This window comes from Frigoribacterium sp. UYMn621 (assembly GCF_040549525.1).
Lineage (GTDB): Bacteria > Actinomycetota > Actinomycetes > Actinomycetales > Microbacteriaceae > Lacisediminihabitans.
The window spans coordinates 20,829-39,264 of the sequence record NZ_JBEPTM010000011.1; the positions used below are offsets into that span (position 1 = coordinate 20,829).

The 18,436-nt window shown below is 69.6% G+C and carries 19 protein-coding genes; 8 read left to right on the forward strand and 11 right to left on the reverse strand.

Annotated elements, in window-relative coordinates; all coding sequences use genetic code 11:
- Nucleotides 1-4 precede the first annotated feature (4 nt).
- Together ABIB54_RS14775 and ABIB54_RS14780 are read right to left on the reverse strand one after the other, a co-directional pair.
- On the reverse strand, nt 5-598 hold the full coding sequence (locus tag ABIB54_RS14775) for a sulfite oxidase-like oxidoreductase (protein ID WP_354576279.1): 594 nt from the start codon (nt 596-598) through the stop codon (nt 5-7).
- Between the two features lie 36 nt (nt 599-634).
- On the reverse strand, nt 635-1,408 hold the full coding sequence (locus ABIB54_RS14780; protein ID WP_354576280.1) for a hypothetical protein: 774 nt from the start codon (nt 1,406-1,408) through the stop codon (nt 635-637).
- Nucleotides 1,409-1,573: 165 nt separating this feature from the next.
- Between ABIB54_RS14780 and moaA the strand changes: the two genes are divergently transcribed.
- Both moaA and ABIB54_RS14790 read left to right on the forward strand, forming a co-directional pair.
- Complete coding sequence (moaA, locus tag ABIB54_RS14785; RefSeq protein ID WP_354576281.1) at nt 1,574-2,656, forward strand: GTP 3',8-cyclase MoaA; 1,083 nt, start codon at nt 1,574-1,576, stop codon at nt 2,654-2,656.
- Nucleotides 2,649-2,900, forward strand: a complete 252-nt coding sequence (locus ABIB54_RS14790; protein ID WP_354576282.1) for a MoaD/ThiS family protein — start codon at nt 2,649-2,651, stop codon at nt 2,898-2,900. Before moaA ends, ABIB54_RS14790 begins: the two co-directional genes overlap by 8 nt.
- Before the next feature lie 18 nt (nt 2,901-2,918).
- Here the strand turns inward: ABIB54_RS14790 and ABIB54_RS14795 are convergent, their stop codons facing one another.
- The 9 genes from ABIB54_RS14795 to ABIB54_RS14835 all read right to left on the reverse strand — a co-directional run bounded on the left by ABIB54_RS14795 (nt 2,919) and on the right by ABIB54_RS14835 (nt 11,738).
- Nucleotides 2,919-3,458, reverse strand: coding sequence for a hypothetical protein (locus ABIB54_RS14795; RefSeq protein WP_354576283.1), 540 nt, complete (start codon nt 3,456-3,458; stop codon nt 2,919-2,921).
- Nucleotides 3,459-3,529: 71 nt separating this feature from the next.
- Entirely contained in the window at nt 3,530-5,047 is a 1,518-nt protein-coding gene (locus ABIB54_RS14800; protein WP_354576284.1) for an alkaline phosphatase, read from the reverse strand.
- A gap of 121 nt (nt 5,048-5,168) precedes the next feature.
- Nucleotides 5,169-5,705 (reverse strand): hypothetical protein, encoded by a 537-nt coding sequence (locus tag ABIB54_RS14805; protein WP_354576285.1) that lies wholly within the window; start codon nt 5,703-5,705, stop codon nt 5,169-5,171.
- Between the two features lie 32 nt (nt 5,706-5,737).
- A complete protein-coding gene (locus tag ABIB54_RS14810) occupies nt 5,738-7,228 on the reverse strand; it encodes an alkaline phosphatase family protein (RefSeq protein ID WP_354576286.1) in 1,491 nt (496 codons plus the stop codon).
- A 121-nt stretch (nt 7,229-7,349) separates the two neighbouring features.
- Nucleotides 7,350-7,766 carry a molybdenum cofactor biosynthesis protein MoaE gene (locus tag ABIB54_RS14815; protein WP_354576287.1) on the reverse strand — a complete coding sequence of 139 codons (417 nt, stop codon included), beginning with the start codon at nt 7,764-7,766 and terminating at the stop codon, nt 7,350-7,352.
- Complete coding sequence (moaCB, locus tag ABIB54_RS14820; protein ID WP_354576288.1) at nt 7,759-8,727, reverse strand: bifunctional molybdenum cofactor biosynthesis protein MoaC/MoaB; 969 nt, start codon at nt 8,725-8,727, stop codon at nt 7,759-7,761. Before moaCB ends, ABIB54_RS14815 begins: the two co-directional genes overlap by 8 nt.
- Nucleotides 8,724-9,914: a molybdopterin molybdotransferase MoeA gene (locus ABIB54_RS14825; protein ID WP_354576289.1), complete on the reverse strand. Its 1,191-nt coding sequence runs from the start codon at nt 9,912-9,914 to the stop codon at nt 8,724-8,726. Before ABIB54_RS14825 ends, moaCB begins: the two co-directional genes overlap by 4 nt.
- The gene (locus ABIB54_RS14830; RefSeq protein WP_354576290.1) at nt 9,914-10,990 is read right to left on the reverse strand and encodes a ThiF family adenylyltransferase; all 1,077 of its coding nucleotides are present in this window, start codon (nt 10,988-10,990) and stop codon (nt 9,914-9,916) included. The genes ABIB54_RS14825 and ABIB54_RS14830 overlap by 1 nt, the downstream gene beginning before the upstream one ends.
- A gap of 139 nt (nt 10,991-11,129) precedes the next feature.
- Nucleotides 11,130-11,738 (reverse strand): GNAT family N-acetyltransferase, encoded by a 609-nt coding sequence (locus tag ABIB54_RS14835; protein WP_354576291.1) that lies wholly within the window; start codon nt 11,736-11,738, stop codon nt 11,130-11,132.
- Between the two features lie 55 nt (nt 11,739-11,793).
- Here ABIB54_RS14835 and ABIB54_RS14840 point away from each other — a divergent pair, with 55 nt between their 5' ends.
- The 6 genes from ABIB54_RS14840 (at nt 11,794) to ABIB54_RS14865 (ending at nt 17,530) form a co-directional block, all read left to right on the forward strand.
- Nucleotides 11,794-12,198, forward strand: a complete 405-nt coding sequence (locus tag ABIB54_RS14840) for a TOBE domain-containing protein (protein ID WP_185202635.1) — start codon at nt 11,794-11,796, stop codon at nt 12,196-12,198.
- Nucleotides 12,195-12,962 (forward strand): molybdate ABC transporter substrate-binding protein, encoded by a 768-nt coding sequence (gene modA / locus ABIB54_RS14845; protein WP_502917139.1) that lies wholly within the window; start codon nt 12,195-12,197, stop codon nt 12,960-12,962. Before ABIB54_RS14840 ends, modA begins: the two co-directional genes overlap by 4 nt.
- Nucleotides 12,963-12,964: 2 nt before the next feature.
- Nucleotides 12,965-13,771 (forward strand): ABC transporter permease, encoded by an 807-nt coding sequence (locus ABIB54_RS14850; RefSeq protein ID WP_354576292.1) that lies wholly within the window; start codon nt 12,965-12,967, stop codon nt 13,769-13,771.
- Nucleotides 13,768-14,799: a sulfate/molybdate ABC transporter ATP-binding protein gene (locus tag ABIB54_RS14855; protein ID WP_354576293.1), complete on the forward strand. Its 1,032-nt coding sequence runs from the start codon at nt 13,768-13,770 to the stop codon at nt 14,797-14,799. The genes ABIB54_RS14850 and ABIB54_RS14855 overlap by 4 nt, the downstream gene beginning before the upstream one ends.
- Before the next feature lie 120 nt (nt 14,800-14,919).
- Nucleotides 14,920-15,987 (forward strand): acetamidase/formamidase family protein, encoded by a 1,068-nt coding sequence (locus tag ABIB54_RS14860; protein ID WP_354576294.1) that lies wholly within the window; start codon nt 14,920-14,922, stop codon nt 15,985-15,987.
- Nucleotides 15,980-17,530 (forward strand): AtzH-like domain-containing protein, encoded by a 1,551-nt coding sequence (locus ABIB54_RS14865; protein WP_354576295.1) that lies wholly within the window; start codon nt 15,980-15,982, stop codon nt 17,528-17,530. Before ABIB54_RS14860 ends, ABIB54_RS14865 begins: the two co-directional genes overlap by 8 nt.
- Nucleotides 17,531-18,436 lie beyond the last annotated feature (906 nt).

Here is an 18,436-nt window from a genome sequence, read left to right on the forward strand (position 1 = left end):
CCTCTCACCAATAGCGCTGCTCGAGCCACGGGTCGCCGTACATGTTGTAGCCGTTCTGCTCCCAGAACCCGGGCTCGTCCGACGGCATCATCTCGAGTGACCGGATCCACTTGGCGCTCTTCCAGAAATACAGGTGCGGGATGAGCAGCCGCGCCGGTCCGCCATGCTCGGGATCGAGCGGCTCACCGTCGAACTCGACAGCGATCCACGCCTTGCCGCCCAGCAGATCCTCGAGGGGCACATTGGTCGTGTAGCCCCCGTAGGAGTGAGCCATCACGTATTCGTCGCTCGTCTCCACCCCGGCGAACAGGGTGTCGAGGGAGACGCCCCGCCAGCTGGTACCGAACTTCGACCAGCGGGTGACGCAGTGGATGTCGGTGTCGATGTCTTCGATCGGCAGGGCGTGCAACTCGTCCCACGTCCAGGTGTGGAGGGTCGCGTCATCCGTGCGGATACCGAATTGCCAGTCCGCGGTGTCGATGTCGGGGGTGGGCCCAGCCGAGAGCACCGGGAAGTCCGCGGTGAGGTACTGGCCGGGGGGAAGCTCCGGATTGTGTTCGCGACCGCGGCCGGTGAAACCGCGAGAGATGACAGCCATGAGAAGCTCCTTCGGTCGATCCCAGAATAGCGAGGCCTACTGCTCGCGGTCGAGTCCTCCCATGCGTTCGAGCACCGCGTGCACCAGCTCGATCTCGGCATCCGGGGTGATGTGGTGGTTGAGGTAGATGCCCTCCAGCCAGGAAAGCACCTCGTCGCGTTCGAGGCCGACCGCAGACCAGTCGACGCCCCGTTCGGTGGAGGTCACGGGCTCACCCGAGACCGGATCGAGCCAGGCGCGGGCGATCGTGCGATCGGGAGTGGCGCCATCCACCGGGTTCCAGAGCAGGGCGATCGGATGGTTCTCTCCGTCGACGTGGTCCTGGCTGACGCCCCCGGAGCCGAGCCACGGCAGAGTGAGGATCTCCCCCTCGATCTCCACCTCGATCAGGTCGAGCTGGGTGGGCTCCGTCTCGCACACATAGAGGGGATAGCCCTCCTCATGCCAGGCCGCCGCCTCCTCGATGTCTTCCATGAGCTCTGGCATCCGCTCGAAGAAGTTGGCGGCGAGAGCGCTGGACCAGGCAAGCAACACCGCAGTGTCGGCAGCGTTCCAGGGGCTGTTCTCGCTCGCGTCGCCATTCGCACCGTGAAAGTGGTGCTCGCCTCCGTTGCTTCCGAGGTCGAGGTGGAGCTGCCCGTCGTCGTAGCCGACATAGAGGGAGACGACGTTCTCGTCGTCCTGCCACTCGGCGAAGATCTCCGGCTCGCGCAATGTCGGCGGCAGGGTGATCTTCGCCGCACGCTTGTCGCCGAGGTCGAAGACCGCCTGGAAGATCGTGTTCGGCAGTCGCAGAGTTTCGTCGGGCATGGAGTCAACTCTTTCACGTCGGGCGGTGCACCGCGCGCCCGGCTGAAGGCCCGGGGCATCGGGCCCGCAGTCCCGTCGAGGCGGCTGTTCCCCCGTCGGCCCGTCCGGTGTTTCGTGGGGGGCCGGGGAGGCATTCGCCCCGACCCCGTCACGTAGGCTGATTCCATGACCTCCCTCGCGCTCGGCATCCCGGGGATCCGGCGTGATCCGGCACGTCTGCCGCCGACGGTCGGGCGCCCGGACGAGACCGGCCTGCTCGACACCTTCGGCCGCACGGCCCGCGACCTCCGAATCTCGATCACCGAGAAGTGCTCCCTTCGCTGCACCTACTGCATGCCGGAGGAGGGGCTCCCCGCGATCGCCCGCGACGACCTGCTCACGGCGACGGAGATCGCCCGGCTCGTCGAGATCGCGGTTCGTGACCTCGGCGTGCACGACGTCCGCTTCACCGGGGGAGAGCCGCTCATGCGAGCGGACCTGGCCGAGATCATCCGTCGCTCCTCCGCCGTCGCGGGGCTGCCCGGGGGTGGCAGGGCGTCGATCTCGATGACGACGAACGCCATCGGGCTCGATCACCGCATCCACGAGTTGGTGGAGGCCGGGCTCACCCGCATCAACATCTCCCTCGACACCGTCGACCGCGACCACTTCGCCCGGCTCACCCGCCGCGACCGGCTTCCGTCGGTCTTCGCCGGCATCCAGGCCGCGAAGGATGCCGGACTCACCCCGCTCAAGATCAACGCCGTGCTCATGCGCGACACCCTCGCCGGTGCGGCAGACCTGCTCGAGTGGTCCCTCGCGAATGGCGTGAGACTGCGCTTCATCGAGCAGATGCCCCTCGACGCCGATGAGGCCTGGGCGCGCGACAACATGGTGGATGCCGCGGAGCTGCTCGATGTGCTCGGCGAACGCTTCAGGCTGAGCCAGCCGCACCGCGAAGACCCCTCGGCCCCCGCCGAAGAGTGGACCGTCGATGGCGGTCCAGCCACGGTGGGCATCATCGCCTCCGTGACCCGCTCGTTCTGCGAGGCCTGCGATCGCACCCGCGTCACTGCGGAGGGAACCGTGCGCTCCTGCCTGTTCGGTGACGACGAAACAGACCTCCGCGCCCTGCTGCGCAACGGTTCCGACGATGCGACGATCGCGCAGTGGTGGCGGGCCGCCCAGTGGGGCAAGCAGGCCGGGCATGGCATGGACCGGGCCGACTTCGTGCGCCCGCAGCGCAGCATGGGCGCCATCGGTGGCTGAGCCGGCCGGCATCCTCGTGCGCTACTTCGCCTCCGCCGCGGAGGCGTCCGGGCGCGAGGAGGAAGTTCTGCCTTCCGTCGCCACAGTGGGCCAGCTGCGAGCGCTGCTCGTGGAGCGCTACGGCGACGCGATGACCCGGGTGTTGGCATCCGGTTCGTTCCTCGTCGACGGCGTGGTCAGTCGGGACGACTCCCGTGCGCTCGGTGCCCGGGTCGACGTGCTTCCGCCGTTCGCCGGGGGCTGAGCCCGGTCGACGGCTCCGCTACTCGTTGACGAGAACGGGCACGCCGATCGACGTCGACACCGCACGCCCGGCGAGTTCCGTCGGCACGGCCACCCGGAACGGGATGGATTCGACGGGGGTGCCCGTGACCGGGTCGACCGGGCCGTCATCGGTCGCGTGATAGACGAAGCGGGCGCTGCCGATTACTGATCCGCCGGCATCGTAGAACCCGGCGATGATCTCCAGGTCGAGCACCGCGCTCACATCGCTCGTCACCCGGAGGGCGCCGCTCACAGCCTTCCCGTCGAACGCGAGATCGTCGACCGTGAATCGCTCGTCGAACGGACCGGCCGCCTGGCCCACTTCTCCGGGCTTCGGGCGAAGAAGACGGATGCTCGCGAGTTCCGGTGCGCCGCTGGCGGCCGCCAGTCCGGGGAGCGTGGTCGTCACGGCATCCGTCGGCGGCGGGGCCGCGGCGTCGGTGCGCGCCATCACGGCAACTCCGACCGCGATCGAGCCCGCGACCAAGACGGCTGCTGCGGCCAGGGCGATGGCGACGATCGGGCGTGTTCTCTTCATGGGGATGTCCTTGCAGATCGACGGCCAGGGCCGGGGATGCGCTCCCCGGCCCGGACCGTGATGGGTGCTACCTACCTGATGACGCGGAGCGCCTTGCCGACGATGCCGAACAGCGCGGTGTTGTCGATGGTGCCGTCCAGCTGTTCGGAGCCGGGCCCGTAGGCGTACACCGGAACATCGGCACCGGTGTGGTTGCCCGAGAGGTAGGTGAGCCAGAGGCCGGCCTCCGGGGATCCGTCGACCACGCCGGCCGGGTCGCTCGGGATGCGGAACGTCGCCGGGGCGAAGTTCTTCGGGTCGGCGGAGCCCGCACCATTGATGATCCCGGTCGAGCGGGTGGCGTCCTTGGCGTTGTTCGGCCGGCTCGGCGAGGAGTTGTTCGCCGTGTTGCCCGAGTCGACATTCGCGGGAGGGGCGGTGGCTTCGGCGTTCGTGAAGGTGCCCTTCTCGATGATGTTGAAGCCGGCGCACTCGTGGTCGGCCGTGACGATGACGAGGGTGTTGCCGTCCTTGGCGGCGAAGTCCTTCGCGATCTTCACCGAGTCGTCGAAGGCCTTCATCTCACCGAGGGTCTGCGCCGCATCGTTGGCATGCGACCGCTTGTCGATGAGGGCGCCCTCGACCTGCAGGTAGAAGCCCTTGCTGGCGCTCTTGTCCTTGGAGTTCGACTTGCTGGTCAGAAGCGCGATCGCCTTGCTCGTCATCTCGGGAAGGGTCGGCTCCTTGGCCTGCACTGAGGTCGGGTTGTCCTGCTTGGACTTCTCGATGGTGAGGTTGCCCCGGTTGAAGAGACCGAAGACCTTCTGGCCGGATGCTGCGGCGAGATCGGACTTCGTCGCGACGGTCTGGCTGGTGGGAGATCCGAGCACGGAGTAGCCCTGGTCCTTCAGCGCCTTCTCGTCGGCGGCGTCGAAGCGGCTGAGTCCTCCGCCGAGGATGACGTCTGCGGTCCCGTTGCGGGCGATCTGGTCGGCGATCGGGGTCACCCGGATGTCACTGGTCGGAAGCGCGGTGCCGGTGATCGAGAGATCCTGGCACGCGGCGTCCGAGTAGACCGGGCCCTGGCATCCGCGCGCGAGAGCGTGGCTCATCTGGCCGGCGGGGGTGGCATCCGTGATCTCCGCGGTGGAGACGTTGCCGGTGCGCAGACCCGCCTTCTTCGCGAGCTCCATGACCGTGGGCTTGACCGTGCCGGTGGCGTCGATGCCGAGGGCCGCGTTGTAGGTCTTGACTCCGGACGACCAGGCGGTCGCGGCGGAGGCCGAGTCGGTGACGGGGTTGGGGTGGAAGTCCTTCGAGCCGGGCTGGCCCGACAGCTTCTCGACGGCGTAGGTGCTGACGTAGCCCTGCGCGGGGAGCGTCTCCATGGTGAGTTTGCCGTCGGAGCCGTAGAAGCGCTCGCGGGCCGCGGTGACGTGGGTGCGTCCCATGCCGTCGCCGAGCAGGTAGATCACGTTCTTGGCGCGCCCCCGGTCGTCGCCGGAGTCGCCGTGTGCGGAGGCCACGCCGGCGGTTCCGGCCACAACGGCGGTGGCCACGAGCGCGGTGATGAGGGTTGCGGAGGTGAGAACAGGGATTCGTCGTCGCATGAGTATTCTCCTGAGGTCTGCTGGAGTGTGACGGCGCAGGAGTGCGCCGTCACGACTGCACAGTAGAAGACCCGGATGACCCCCGAATGGCCGGAAGGTTAACGACGACGGGCGAGCGAGGCTAGTCGAGTTCGATGTTGAAGTCCCAGAGAGCGATCGGATGCCCGGAGGGCTGCCAGGTCACCTGCGCCGCACCGCTGGCGAAGGTGCCCGAAACCACGAGGTGGGCCGTGCCTCCCGCCTGGGCGGTCGCGCTCGCCGGACCGACAGCGGTGAGCGGAATCACGTCGCCGGTCTCGTCTCGGCAGACGAGATCCGCGGTGGAGAGCGCGATGGATCCGCTCGCCGATGTCACCGTGAGGGTGATCGTGGCCGCAGTGCTGATGGCGACCCCACCCACGAGGGTGGATGTCCCGGGCTGGGTGATCGTCTGGTCCGGGCCGGTGGCCGTGGCCGTGCCGCGCGTCGAGGCGTCGAGGACCACGAGGGTCGGCGCTCCCATTGCGAGCACCTGCGGCTTGCCGATCGTAGCGGTCGGCACCGGATCCACCGCCGGAGCCGTCGGGATCGGTACGGCCCCGAGCGAGTCCGTCACCGCTGCCGCGGTGGGTGCCGTGGTGCATCCGCTCAGCATCCCGACCAGCAGGGCGGATGTCACCACAACACCGGCCAGACCCCTCAGCGTCGACCTCACTTGCCGTCGACCGGCACGGGCTGCTTCAGGATCTTCGCCTGTGGCAGCTCGTTGACACTCGCCGTCGCGGGGTAGAGGGAGCTGCCAGACGGAGCGGGCTTCAGGGCGCGCCCCGCCGCGTTGTTGTAGACATCCGGTCCGAACGGTCGAAGTCCATCGGTGCCGGCGTAGGCGAGGTGGCCGTCACCGTCGATTCCTCCCCGGTGGATGTTGAAGGTGTCTTCGATGGTGCGCAGCCAGCTGTAGTGGTTGTAGGGCTGGGCGCTCACCGAACCGGGCGTGATGAAGCGACTGATGAGCACGGCTCCGGTCACGCCACCGCCGGGGGTCGTGTCCTGGTTGAAGGCCTGGAAGCCGGGCTGGGTGGTGTTCGGCCCCGGAAGTTCGCCACAGCAGGCGACTACCGACTGGGCGGTGTCGGCCTCGGCCTGCGCGGATGCCCCGGTGCCGGTGTCGGTGCCGAATTTACTGTCTGCCGCGTACTGCTGGTCCGCGATCGAGTTGCCGTACATCTTGTAGGGCGGGAAGGCCTCGTCGAAGAGGATCTGGATCTCGCCATCCTTCTGGAAGGCCGCAGAGCTCATGATCGCCGGGATCCACTTCTTGAGGAACAGGTCCGCGGCGTACAGGCCACCCTGGTGATTGTTCGGGTCGCCGGAGAGGTTGTCGCCCTTGCAGGTGGCGTCGTGGGCATCAGAGCAGTTGTTCGGGGTGATCCAGGAGAAGGCCGGCGTGGTCTTCTCCGACTTGAGGTCATCGGCGAGGCTCGGGATGGCGGCGTGGCCGGCGGTTGCCGCGTAGCCGTCGAGCGGAACGACACGTGCACAGTCCGCGGGGTTGTCGAAGACCGAATGGAACCAGGCGGTCGGGTTGTGCTTCGCCACGTACTGGTCGGTCGCGGTGGCACCGCCCGGGTCGACGACGCCGGCTCCAGAGGGATCACCGGGGATGCCGCACTTGTAGACGTTCTCGCGGGTGGGATCGTTGCCCATGTCCTGGTTGTAGACCTTCCAGGAGACCTTCTTCGTGTCGAGCTGGTTGAAGATCGTCTGGACGGATGCCGGATAGACGCAGCCGGTGGATGCGTAGACCTGGCCATCGGGGGCCGGCAGTCCCGGCGCGACATTGCTGTACTGCGGGCAATCGGCCTGGTTGCCGGGAGTGGGTGCCTGGCCGGAGACGGCGCTCACGTAGTTGTCGAGCGAGTAGTGGCCGGTGCCGTAGTACTGGGTGAGCAGCTCGCCGTAGGAGGGGAGCGTCTTCCAGAGGTAGTCGTTCTGGTTGAGACCGGTGAAGGTGGACTCGTAGGACTTGTTCTCGAGCATGATGGTCCACACGTGGCCCACCCGGGGAGCGTGGAACTCGCTCCGGTGATTGTCGTCAGAACCGGACGCGAATCCGGGGGCCGCGGCGAAGCCGACACCGGCCATGGTTGCGAGCGCCGCGATGCTCGCGATGATCGTCTTCTTAGTTCGAGTGAGTGTCATTCTGTAGTGCCTCCACTGGCCGGAATCGTGATTCCATCGTGGCCCCGCGCGAGGTCGTGGTGAAGTGCGCGAAGATGAACGTCAGGTAACTACTTGACGTCAAGTAAGTGATTCGACCGGGCTACAGCCCGACCCACTCGGTGACGCCGTCGGCGAGGTGCTGGCGCTTCCAGATCGGCACCGTCAGCTTGATGAGGTCGACCAGTCGCTCACAGGCAGCGAAGGCCTCACCGCGGTGGGCGGCGGCCACGGCGGCGACGAGGGCGACATCACCTACGACGAGCGGGCCGACGCGGTGGGCTGCGGCCACGCGGAGGCCGGTCTCGGCAGCGATCGTCTCGCAGCACTCCGTCAGGAACCGGGCGGCATCCGGATGGGCGGAGTACTCGAGCGACGTGACCGCGAGCCCGTGATCGTGATTGCGCACGACCCCGCGGAAGGTCACGAGAGCGCCCTGTTGCGCATCCATCACGAAGTCCTCGATGGCCGTTTCGTCGATCGGCTCGGCGGAGATGAGGGCATGCACGGTGTCACCCATGGGCGCCACCGCCGGCGATCTGGGCCACGAGGTGTTCCAGCAGCCCGTCGAGAACCGCGAGGCCGTCGCGTACGCCTCCGGCGGATCCCGGCAGGTTCACGATCACGGTGCCGTTGGCCGTGCCGGCGACAGCGCGGCTGAGGGCCGCGGTCGGTGTCGCAGCGAGCCCCCGGGCGCGGATCGCCTCGGCCACCCCGGGTAGTTCGCGGTCGAGCAGGGCGATGGTGGCCTCGGGGGTGCGATCGGTGGGGCTGAGGCCCGTTCCGCCCGTCGTGATGATCACCGCGGGGGCGGATGCCACCACCCGCGACAACTCGGAGGCGATATCGGCGTCGGCCACGACCGTGACCGCGTCGACCGCGAAGGCGTGCTCGGCGAGCCAGGCGGAGATGACCGGCCCGGTCGTGTCCTCCCGCGTTCCGGCGGCTCCGGCGGTGGAGGCCACGACGACGGCCGCAGTGCCGGGGCGCACCGCCGGTGGCGCCAGCACTCCGTGCCGGGTCCAGTGCCCGCGCTTGCCGCCGGTCTTCGATTCGAGCCGAATCTCGCCGAGCACCGCCGCCGGATCCACAGCCTTCACCATGTCGTGCAGCGTGAGGCCGGCGATCGCCACCGCGGTGAGCGCTTCCATCTCCACCCCGGTCTGGCCGACTGTCTTGGCCGTCGCCGACACCAGGATCGCGTCATCCGTGAATTGGAAGTCGATGCTGACCGACGAGAGTGGCACCTGGTGGCAGAGCGGGATGAGCTCGCTCGTCTTCTTGGCGCCCGAGATTCCGGCGATGCGGGCGGTGGCGAGAACATCGGCCTTCGGCAGGTCATCGGCGCGCACCAGGGCGACGACATCCGGGGTGGTCACAAGCCGCCCGGTGGCGGTGGCGGTGCGGGCCGTGATCGCCTTGTCGCCGACATCCACCATGCGGGCGCGACCGTCTTCATCGAGATGGCTCAGATTGCTCACAGGTCGATCGTCTCCACGGGGTCGCCCTCTTTCAGTTCGATGGTGTCTTCGGGGATGTCGATGAGCAGGTCGGATGCCGCGAGCCCGGCCACCAGGTGGGAGCTCGGGCCTCCCACGACCTCGACGCGTCCGTCGGGCAGGGCGCGGCCGCGCAAGAACTGTCGCTTACCGGGTGCGGAACGCAGGTCTGAGGCGAGCGTGCGCAACTCGCGGCGGGCGGCCGGGAGCCCGGCGGCCTCCCGCAGGATCGGCGCCACGAATACCTCGAAGGAGATCTGGGTGCTGACCGGGTTGCCGGGGAAGCTGATCACCGGCACGCCGTTGAAGACCCCCGTCGCCTGCGGTCCGCCGGGCTGCATGGCGATGTGCCCGACCTCGCCGCCGTTGGCCAGGAGGAACTCGCGCACGACCTCGTAGTTGCCCATCGAGATCCCGCCGGAGGTGAGGATGAGGTCGGCATTGGACACAGCGAACAGGAGCGTCTCACGAAGCTGGGAAACCTCGTCGTGCGCGGGATGGATCGCGTAGGTCACGCTCGCTCCGCACGCGGTCGCGGCTGCCGTGAGCGCGGTGCTGTTCGAGTCGTAGATCTCACCGGGGCCCGCTTCCCGACCCAGCGGCGCGAGTTCCGCGCCCGTGCTGATGACGACGACCCGCACGCGGGTTCGCACCTCGACCTCGATGATGCCGGCCGCGGCAAGAGCGGCGAGGTGACGGGATGCGAGGCGGAGCCCCGCGGGCAGCAGCGGGTCCCCGGCGTGGAGGTCGCTGCCGCGGTCGCGCACGTATTCCCCGCTGATGCGGCCGCGGAGGATCGTCACAGAATCGCCGGCCGCGGTCGTGTCCTCGACCGGGACGACGGCATCCGCGCCCTCCGGCACGACGGCGCCGGTCATGATGCGCACCGTGGTTCCGGCGACGAGCGGGGGCGGAGTCCCGGGCTGCGCGGCGACCTCGCCGACCACGGGGAGCGTCGCCGGCAGCGTCGCGAGGTCGGCCGCCACGACGGCGAATCCGTCCATCTGGGAGTTGCGGAAGAGGGGCAGATCCACGGGCGAGGGGATCGCTCCCGCCGTCACGCGCCCGAGGGCGTCCGCCAGGTGGACGGTCTCGACGCCGGTGGGCAGTGCGGGAGTGAGGAGAGCGCGCACGTGCGCGGCGTGTTCCTCGACGCTGCGGTGGGCCATCAGTACCTCACGACGGTCGGGTCGATGCGGCGGGACCAGGCGTCGATGCCGCCGTCCAGGCTGCGGGCGGGGATGCCGTGCGCGGCGAGGAGAGAAACCGCGGTGGCCGAGCGGATTCCCGCGTGGCAGTAGACGACCACCGGCTTCGAGCTGTCGATCTGCGCCATCGTCGATTCGAGGGACCCGAGGGGCAGCAGCGTCGCGCCGGGAAGGCTGGCGATCTCCGCCTCCCAGGGCTCGCGCACATCGATGAGCGTCACTCCCTCGAGAGAGGCCGCCAGTTCGTCGACGTCGATGGTGTCGCGGATGCCGCAGAACAGCTCGTAGTCGATGAGGGCGGTGATGGGGGCGGCATCCGGATCCGGGGCATAGGCGAGCTCGCGGAACCCACCGCCGAGGGCGTCGTAGGTGGTGACTCGTCCGATGAGGGGGGTCCCGATTCCGGTGAGGATCTTCAGTGCCTCTCCGGCCATGATCGACCCGATCACGGCCACCACCGTCGGAAGCACCCCGCCGGCCTCGCAGGAGAGCACGGACCCGGGGGGCGGGGGAGCGGGGAACAGGTCGCGGTACTGCGGGCCCCGCGATGCCCATGCGACGCCGGCCTGACCGGCGAACTGGGAGACCGCGCCCCAGACCAGGGGGATGTCGGTGAGCGCAGCGGCGTCATTGGCGAGGTACCGGGTAGGGAAGTTGTCGCTGCCGTCGACGACGAGGTCGTACCCGGCGAACAGGTCGAGCGCGTTGGCGGCGGTGAGGCGAGCTTCCACGGTGTGAACCGTGGTCGCGGGGTCGATGGCGGCCACCGTCTCCGCTGCCGAGCGAGCCTTGGTGCGGCCGACATCCGCCAGTGAATGCGCGAGCTGCCGGTGCAGGTTGCTGAGCTCCACGGTGTCGTCGTCGACGATGCCGATCGTGCCGACACCCGCCGCGGCCAGTGCCGGAATCACGCTGCTGCCGAGTCCACCGGCCCCGATCACGAGCACGCGGGCATCCGCCAGCCGCTGCTGCGCCTCCGGCCCGAAGCCGGGGAGGGCGAGCTGGCGGGAATATCGCGCGCTCGGGGATGCCTGCATCCTTCGATTCTCGCAGGTGTGCTCGAGCGGGGGCGCAGGTCGACGAACGGGACGCTCGAGCGGTCCACTCCCACCCGTCGCATTCTGTGGTCAGGAAGAGCTTTCCGAGCTGATTGTGACGGGTGGCAGCGGTCGCGCCCTAGCGCGCTGGCCTCCACATCGTGGTGACGACGTGCCCGGTCGCCGTGGTGAACGCGCCCCTCGGCTCGAATCCGACGCCCCGGTAACGGGCGTTGTTCGCCGGGTTCGTCGACTCGAGGTAGGCGGCCGCTCCGAGGGCGTCGACGCGGTCCAGGTTGTGCTGCAGGAGGGTCATGCCGAGGCCGTGCCCACGGTGCTCGTCGTGGGTGGCGAGGAAGTTGAGGTAGTAGTGGGGCTCCGTCGGGCGCAGCTCCTCGAACTGGCCAGAGACGACCGCGATCCGGCGGGCGGCCTCGGCGCCGACCAGGTCGACGAGGAAGGCGTCATACCCGCGCGCCTCGTCATCGGTGAGGTCCTCGCCGCCCGGTGGCAGCCAGATCGAGAGGGATGCACAGCCCTCGGTGACGAAACTCCAGGGATAGCGCAGCGCCGAGGTGGCGAAGAGCCGCCAGAAGGCCGACATCTGCTCCACCCGGTGGGAGTCATCCGGAAACGAGGGTCCCCAGAGCGGATCGCTGAGGAAGGCGGAGGTGAGTGTGCGCACCATGCCGTCGAGGTCTGCCGCCGTGGCGATCCGGGCTGTCGAGGGTTCGCCGCTCTGCTCCATAGGGCAAGCGTAGACGGGTCCTCAGTTCCGTGAAAGCGGACATAGAATGCTATCTATGCCGCAGATACGGATAAAGGATGCCGCCCTCTACCTGGGAGTGAGCGACGACACGGTGCGCCGCTGGGTCGACAACGGCACCCTGGTCGCCGAAAAGGACGAGTCGGGGCGTGCGGTCGTCGACGGCCTCGCCCTCGCGACGCTGGCGCGGGACCACGCGGTGCTGCCGGATGACCCCTCCGGCGTCTCCCGGTCGGCCCGCAACAGCTTCGTCGGCCTGGTCACGAACATCGTGATGGACACCGTCATGGCGCAGGTCGAACTGCAGTGCGGGCCGCACCGCGTCGTCTCCCTCATGAGCAGTGAGGCCGTTCGGGACCTCGGACTCGAGCCGGGATCCGTCGCCATTGCGGTCGTGAAAGCCACGACGGTGATCATCGAGACCCCCGGGGGGAAGCAGTGAGGAGACCGCTCCTCGCCGTCTTTACTCTCGGCATCCTTCTCGCCACAGCCGGATGCGCCGCCTCGGCGCCATCGGCGACGCCGAAGAATGACAGCCTCAGCGGGTCGATCACGGTCTTCGCCGCGGCATCCCTCACCCAGACCTTCGGAGAACTCGCCACCAGGTTCGAGGCAGCGCACCCCGGCGTGACCGTCGCGACGAGCTTTGCGGGGTCTGCCGACCTGGTCTCGCAGATCACCGCGGGTGCGCCCGCCGACGTGTTCGCCTCGGCCGACACGACGAACATGACGAAGGTCTCGAGCCTGGTGGCGACTCCGGTGAACTTCGCCACCAATGTGCTGGAGATCGCGGTGCCACCGGGCAACCCGGCGAAGATCGCGACTCTCGCGGACCTTGCGCGGCCCGGTGTCAAGACGGTGGTCTGCGCCCCGGCCGTGCCGTGCGGTGCGGCGACGGCGGCCGTCGAAACCGCCGGTGGGGTGAACATCAGCCCGGTGAGCGAGGAGAATGCGGTCACGGATGTGCTCGGAAAGGTCTCGTCCGGTGAGGCGGATGCCGGCCTCGTCTACGTGACAGACGTGAAGGGTGCCGGCTCGAGCGTGACGGGAATCACGTTCCCGGAATCGAGCGCGGCCGTCAACACCTACCCGATCGCCACGGTGAAGGCGGGAACGAACCAGGCGGTCGCCACAGCCTTCGTTGCCTTCGTCACCGGCTCGGTCGGCCGGTCCGTGCTTGCCGCGGCGGGCTTCGGCGCCCCCTGAGCATGGACCGCACAGCCTTTTCCGGACTGCCTCGCTGGGTGATCGCGGTCGCGATCGTCGGCGCGGCCTTCGTGCTGCTGCCGTTGGTCGCCATGGTGACCCGGGTGAACTGGGGCGGATTCGTCGCTCTGGTCACGAGTGCGTCTTCCGTCGATGCCCTGCTGTTGAGTCTGCGCACCTCGCTCGCCGCGACCGCGCTCTGCGTGCTGTTCGGTGTGCCGATGGCACTCCTGCTGGCGCGCACCACCTTTCCCGGCCAGCGGGTCGTGCGCACGATCGTTCTGCTTCCCCTGGTGCTGCCGCCGGTGATCGGCGGCATCGCGCTCCTCGCGGCCTTCGGAAGACAGGGGCTGATCGGCCGCCCGCTCGAGGCGCTCGGGCTGAGCATCGCATTCTCCACGGTGGCCGTCGTGATCGCCCAGACCTTCGTCGCCCTGCCGTTCCTCGTCCTGAGTCTCGAGGGAGCCATCCGCCTGGCCGGCACGCGATACGAAGCGGTTGCGGCGACGCTGGGAGCGCGGCCGAGCACAGTGCTGAGGCGCATCACGCTGCCCCTCGTGCTGCCCGCGCTGCTCTCCGGCGCCGTGCTGTCCTTCGCACGCGCCCTCGGTGAATTCGGGGCCACCCTCACCTTCGCCGGCAGCCTCCAGGGGGTCACGCGCACCTTGCCCCTGGAGATCTACCTGCAGCGGGAGACGGATCCGGATGCCGCCGTGGCCCTCTCGCTCGTGCTGGTCGTCGTGTCCCTCGTGGTGGTCGGCCTCACGCTGCGCACCGCCCCCGCCACCCGGGCGAGGTTCACCGCATGACACTGCACCTGCAGGCGACGGTCGCCGAGCGCGGCTTCGACGTCTCCCTCGACGTGGCCGAGGGGCAGACCCTCGCCGTGCTCGGGCCGAATGGGGCGGGCAAATCGACCCTTCTCTCGATCCTCGCCGGGCTGCTGCGGCCCGACTCCGGCCGGGCGGATCTCGGCGGCGACTCCCTGTTCGACCTGACCAGCGGGCACTGGTCGCCACCCCATCGGCGGGGCATCTCGTTGCTCGCCCAGGAAGCACTGCTCTTCCCGCACCTCACCGCTCTGGAGAACGTGGCCTTCGGGCCGCGGAGCGCGGGCCGGTCGCGTGCGGAAGCACGGGCATCCGCGCACCGGTGGCTCGCCGCGGTCGAGGCCGCGGAACTCGGCGCCAGCCGCCCGGCCCAGCTCTCGGGCGGACAGGCGCAGCGGGTGGCGATCGCGCGCGCCCTTGCACCGGAGCCTCGACTGTTACTGCTCGATGAGCCGCTCGCCGCCCTCGACGTTGCGGTCGCACCCACCCTTCGGCGCATGTTCCGCACGGTGCTCGCCGGCCGCACCGCAATCGTGGTCACCCACGAGGTGCTCGACGCCCTCACCCTCGCCGACCGTGTGGTGGTGCTCGGCGAGGGGAAGATCGTGGAGCAGGGGGCGACGGCCGAGGTGCTGCAACGGCCGCGGCATCCGTTCACCGCCGGTCTCGCCGGACTCAATCTGCTCACCGGGGTGCGTACCGCCACCGGGCTCCGGATGTCGGACGGCACGGTGGTCACCGGTGCGGGCACCGGCACCCTCGGCGCGCCCGCCGCCGCCGCGGCGCGCCCCTCCGCGATCTCCGTGCAGCTCGATCGTCCCGCCGGCGCCAACGCGTTCCCGGTGACGGTGCAGGACCTCGAGCCCCGGGGGGACAGCGTGCGCGTGCGCTCGGCGTCGATGTCAGCCGACATCTCGCCGGGTCGCGCGGCGGTGCTCGGGCTCGGTCCCGGACTGCCGGTATGGTTCAGCCTGCCGGAGGACGAAGTCGCGGTGTACCCGCGCTGAGTGCCGCAGGGCGGATCTGCGCCCCCACCGCATGGCGTCGCCGCCCCCGTTGGAGCTCTCTGTAGGGTTCAGAAAGCACGGATCGCCCGTGCCGCCCACCGAGCCGAAAGCGAGCGCGCGATGTCCGACGCCGTACTCCAGCCCGGTGTCGGCCCGATCCGCGCACCCCACTACCTGCCGGCCGATCCCTCCGCAGTGGTGTGGGGGCGGCTTCCGTGCGCCACCGACAGTCCCGTGCTCACGATCGATGCGGGCGATGAGGTCACGATCGACACGATCAGCCACGAGGGCATCCACGAAGACCAGGGCCGCGATCCGCTCGCCTTCTTCGCCGGATTCGGGGTGGACGCCGACAGCGTGCTGACGGATGCCGTTGCGCTCGCCTCCTCCGACTACCGGCGCGACCCGGCGGTCGACGGCCCCCACGTGGTCACCGGCCCGGTACGCATCCGCGGCGCCCGGCCCGGGGACCTGCTCAAGATCACCGTGCTCGAGACCCTGCAGCGGGTGCCCTACGGAATCGTGTCGAACCGACACGGCCGCGGGGCTCTCCCCGGCGAGTATCCGGTCGACGGGGAGCGCGTGAGCGTCTTCGCGGGCGTCTCCGACGGCTTCGGCACGATGCCGCGCGTGCTCGGCGGTGAGCACAGCATCCGCTTTCCGCTCGCACCGTTTCTCGGAATCATGGGGGTGGCCGTCGCGGGAGACGTGCGCCCGCACTCCGTGCCGCCCGGGCCACACGGCGGCAACATCGATATCAACCTGCTGACAGTCGGAAGCAGTCTCTACCTGCCGATCCAGGCGGAGGGCGCGCTCGCCTACGTCGGAGACCCGCACTTCGCGCAGGGCGACGGCGAAGTCGCCCTCACCGCGATGGAGGCCTCCCTGCGGGCGACCCTGCGCTTCGAGGTGCTCACCCAGCAGGACGCACTCGACGCCTTCGGCGCCCTGGTCGGCCCGCTGGTGGAGACCACCGATTACCTCGTGCCGACCGGCATGGACGAAGACCTGGATGAGGCGGTCAAGGCGTGCGTGCGCGCCGCGATCGCCCTGTTGCAGGCCCGATTCTCACTCGACGCCGCACACGCGTACGCGTACCTCAGTGCGGCGACGGACTTCAACATCTCGCAGGTCGTGGATATCGTGAAAGGCGTTCACGCAAAGATTAGGGTGGCAGATTTTGACTGACAGCACGGTAGAAGGGGATGCTCCAGACGGCCTCCTCGACGCATTCTGGGAATATGAGCGGGCCCTCATGGCCAATGACCTCGGCGCGCTCGACCGTCTCTTCGCTCCCGGCGACGGGACGCTGCGCAGTGACGCCGGTGGCGTCCTCGTGGGTCACGATGCGATCAGTGCCTTCCGGCAGGGTCGCGGAGGAGCTCCAGCCCGCAGCATCGGCGACATCCACGTGCGCGACCTCGGCAACGATCGTGCGCTCGTCGTTGCCGTGACCCTTCCCGCTACCGGCGGCCGCGGGCAGCAGACCCAGCTCTGGCACCGCAGTTCCACGAACGACGGAGACGTCGACTGGCTCGTCGAGGCCGCCCACGTGAGCGTTCCGGCGCCCGCGATCGCGGCATCCGTCTGGCGGGTCGTCGGCAGCCCGCTGGTCACCGGTGCCACGGAGGGTCCGCTGGTCGGTGAGACCGTCGCGGTCAAGGACCTCTTCGACGTGGCGGGATTCGCCGTGGGTGCCGGAGTGCCGGCGTATCTCGCCGAAGCGCCTCGCACCGTGGCACATGCCTCGGCGGTCACCGCGCTCCTCGCGGCAGGCGCGACGGTGCAGGGGATCGCCCAGACCGACGAATTCGCCTACAGCGTCGCCGGCAAGAACTCGCACTACGGCACTCCGCCGAACGCCGCCGTCGCCGGCGCGATCCCCGGCGGCTCCTCGAGCGGTGCGGCCACGGCTGTCGCCTCCGGGCAGGTCTCGATCGGGCTCGGCACGGACACCGGCGGATCGATCCGGGTTCCCGCGTCCTACCAGGGCCTCTGGGGGCTCCGCACGACGCACGACGCCGTGGCGCGCGCCGGCCTGCTCGGGCTCGCGCCCTCGTTCGACACCGTGGGATGGATGACGCGCGACGCGGCAACGCTGCGCGCCGCGGCATCCGCGTCCCTCGGCAGCGCCGGCCGTGCCGAGGTCTCCGGGAGGTTCGCCGTCGCTCCGGCGCTCCTCGCGCTCGCGTCGCCGGAGCTGCAGGATGCCTTCGCCGCGACGCTCGCCCGACTCGCCGAAGCCGGCCTCACCGACGATCTGGTCGAGGTGACCCTGCCCGATATCGACGACCTGCACGAGATCTTCCGCACGGTGCAGTCCGCCGAGGCGTGGGCGACCCATGGGGAATGGATCACCGCGCATCCCGACGCCCTCGGCTCGGAGATCGCCGGCCGGTTCGCGTTCGGCGCGACGATCGACCCGGAGACCGAGTCCTTCGCGCGGCAGGCGCTCGAGCTCGCCCGCGAGCGCATCGAATCGATCGTCGGCGAGCGGGTACTGCTGCTACCGTCCGCGTCATCCGTCGCCCCGTCGACGACAGCGGATGCCGAGACGATCGAGCAGGTGCGTCAGAGCACTCTGCGCCTCACCTGTGTCGCCGGGATCGCGGGCAGGCCGGCGTTGAGCGTGCCGCTGTTGACCGTGGAAGGTGCACCGGTCGGATTCGGCCTCGTCGGACCGCCGAACACCGACGTGGCACTGATCGCGCTGGGGGAGTCGCTGGCGTAGCGGCGTAGCGCGGGGTGCCGGTGTGCCGGTGTCGCGGGGTGCCGGTGTCGCGGGGTGCCGGGGTGCCGGTGTCGCGGTGTTCCGCCGGCTCTGCCTTTCCGGCTTTGTCCACCCGTCAGAAACTGCTCTTTCGGCGGGCCGGGGCGACCGTTTGTGACGGTTGGCGCGGGGCGGCCGGGGGAGGGTGAGTGCCCGTCCGGCAGAAACTGCTGTCTCGGCGAGCCGGGGCGACCGGTTGTGACGGTTAGCGCGGGGTGGGCGACGGCGGGGACTGGTCGCGCGCGGGGGAGGTTGCCGAGGCGCGGTCGAGCGCGGGGAAGCATCCCCATCCCCGATAAGGGCTGCCCCTTGGTTGGGGCCCACCCGGCAGAAACTGCTGTCTCGGCCAGCCGGGGCGACCGGTTGTGACGGTTGACGCGGGGCGGCCCGCGGAAGGCGGGGCCCACCCGTCAGAAACTGTTCTTTCGGCCAGCCGGGGCGACCGTTTGTGACGGTTGGCGCGGGGTGGGCGGCGGCGGGGACTGGTCGCGCGCTGGGGAGGCTGCCCAAGGCGCGGTCGAGCGCGGGGAAGCATCCCCGGTGAGGGCTGCCCCTTGGTTGGGGCCCACCCGTCAGAAACTGTTCTTTCGGCCAGCCGGGGCGACCGGTTGTGACGGTTGGCGCGGGGCGGCTGGGGGAGGGTGAGTGCCCACCCGTCAGAAACTGCTGTCTCGGCCAGCCGGGGCGACCGTTTGTGACGGTTGACGCGGGGTGGGCGGCGGCGGGGACTGGTCGCGCGCGGGGGAGGTTGCCCCGGGCGCGGTCGAGCGTGGGGAAGCATCCCCGGTGAGAGCTGCCCCTTGGTTGGGGCCCACCCGGCAGAAACTGCTGTCTCGGCCAGCCGGGGCGACTGGTTGTGACGGTTGA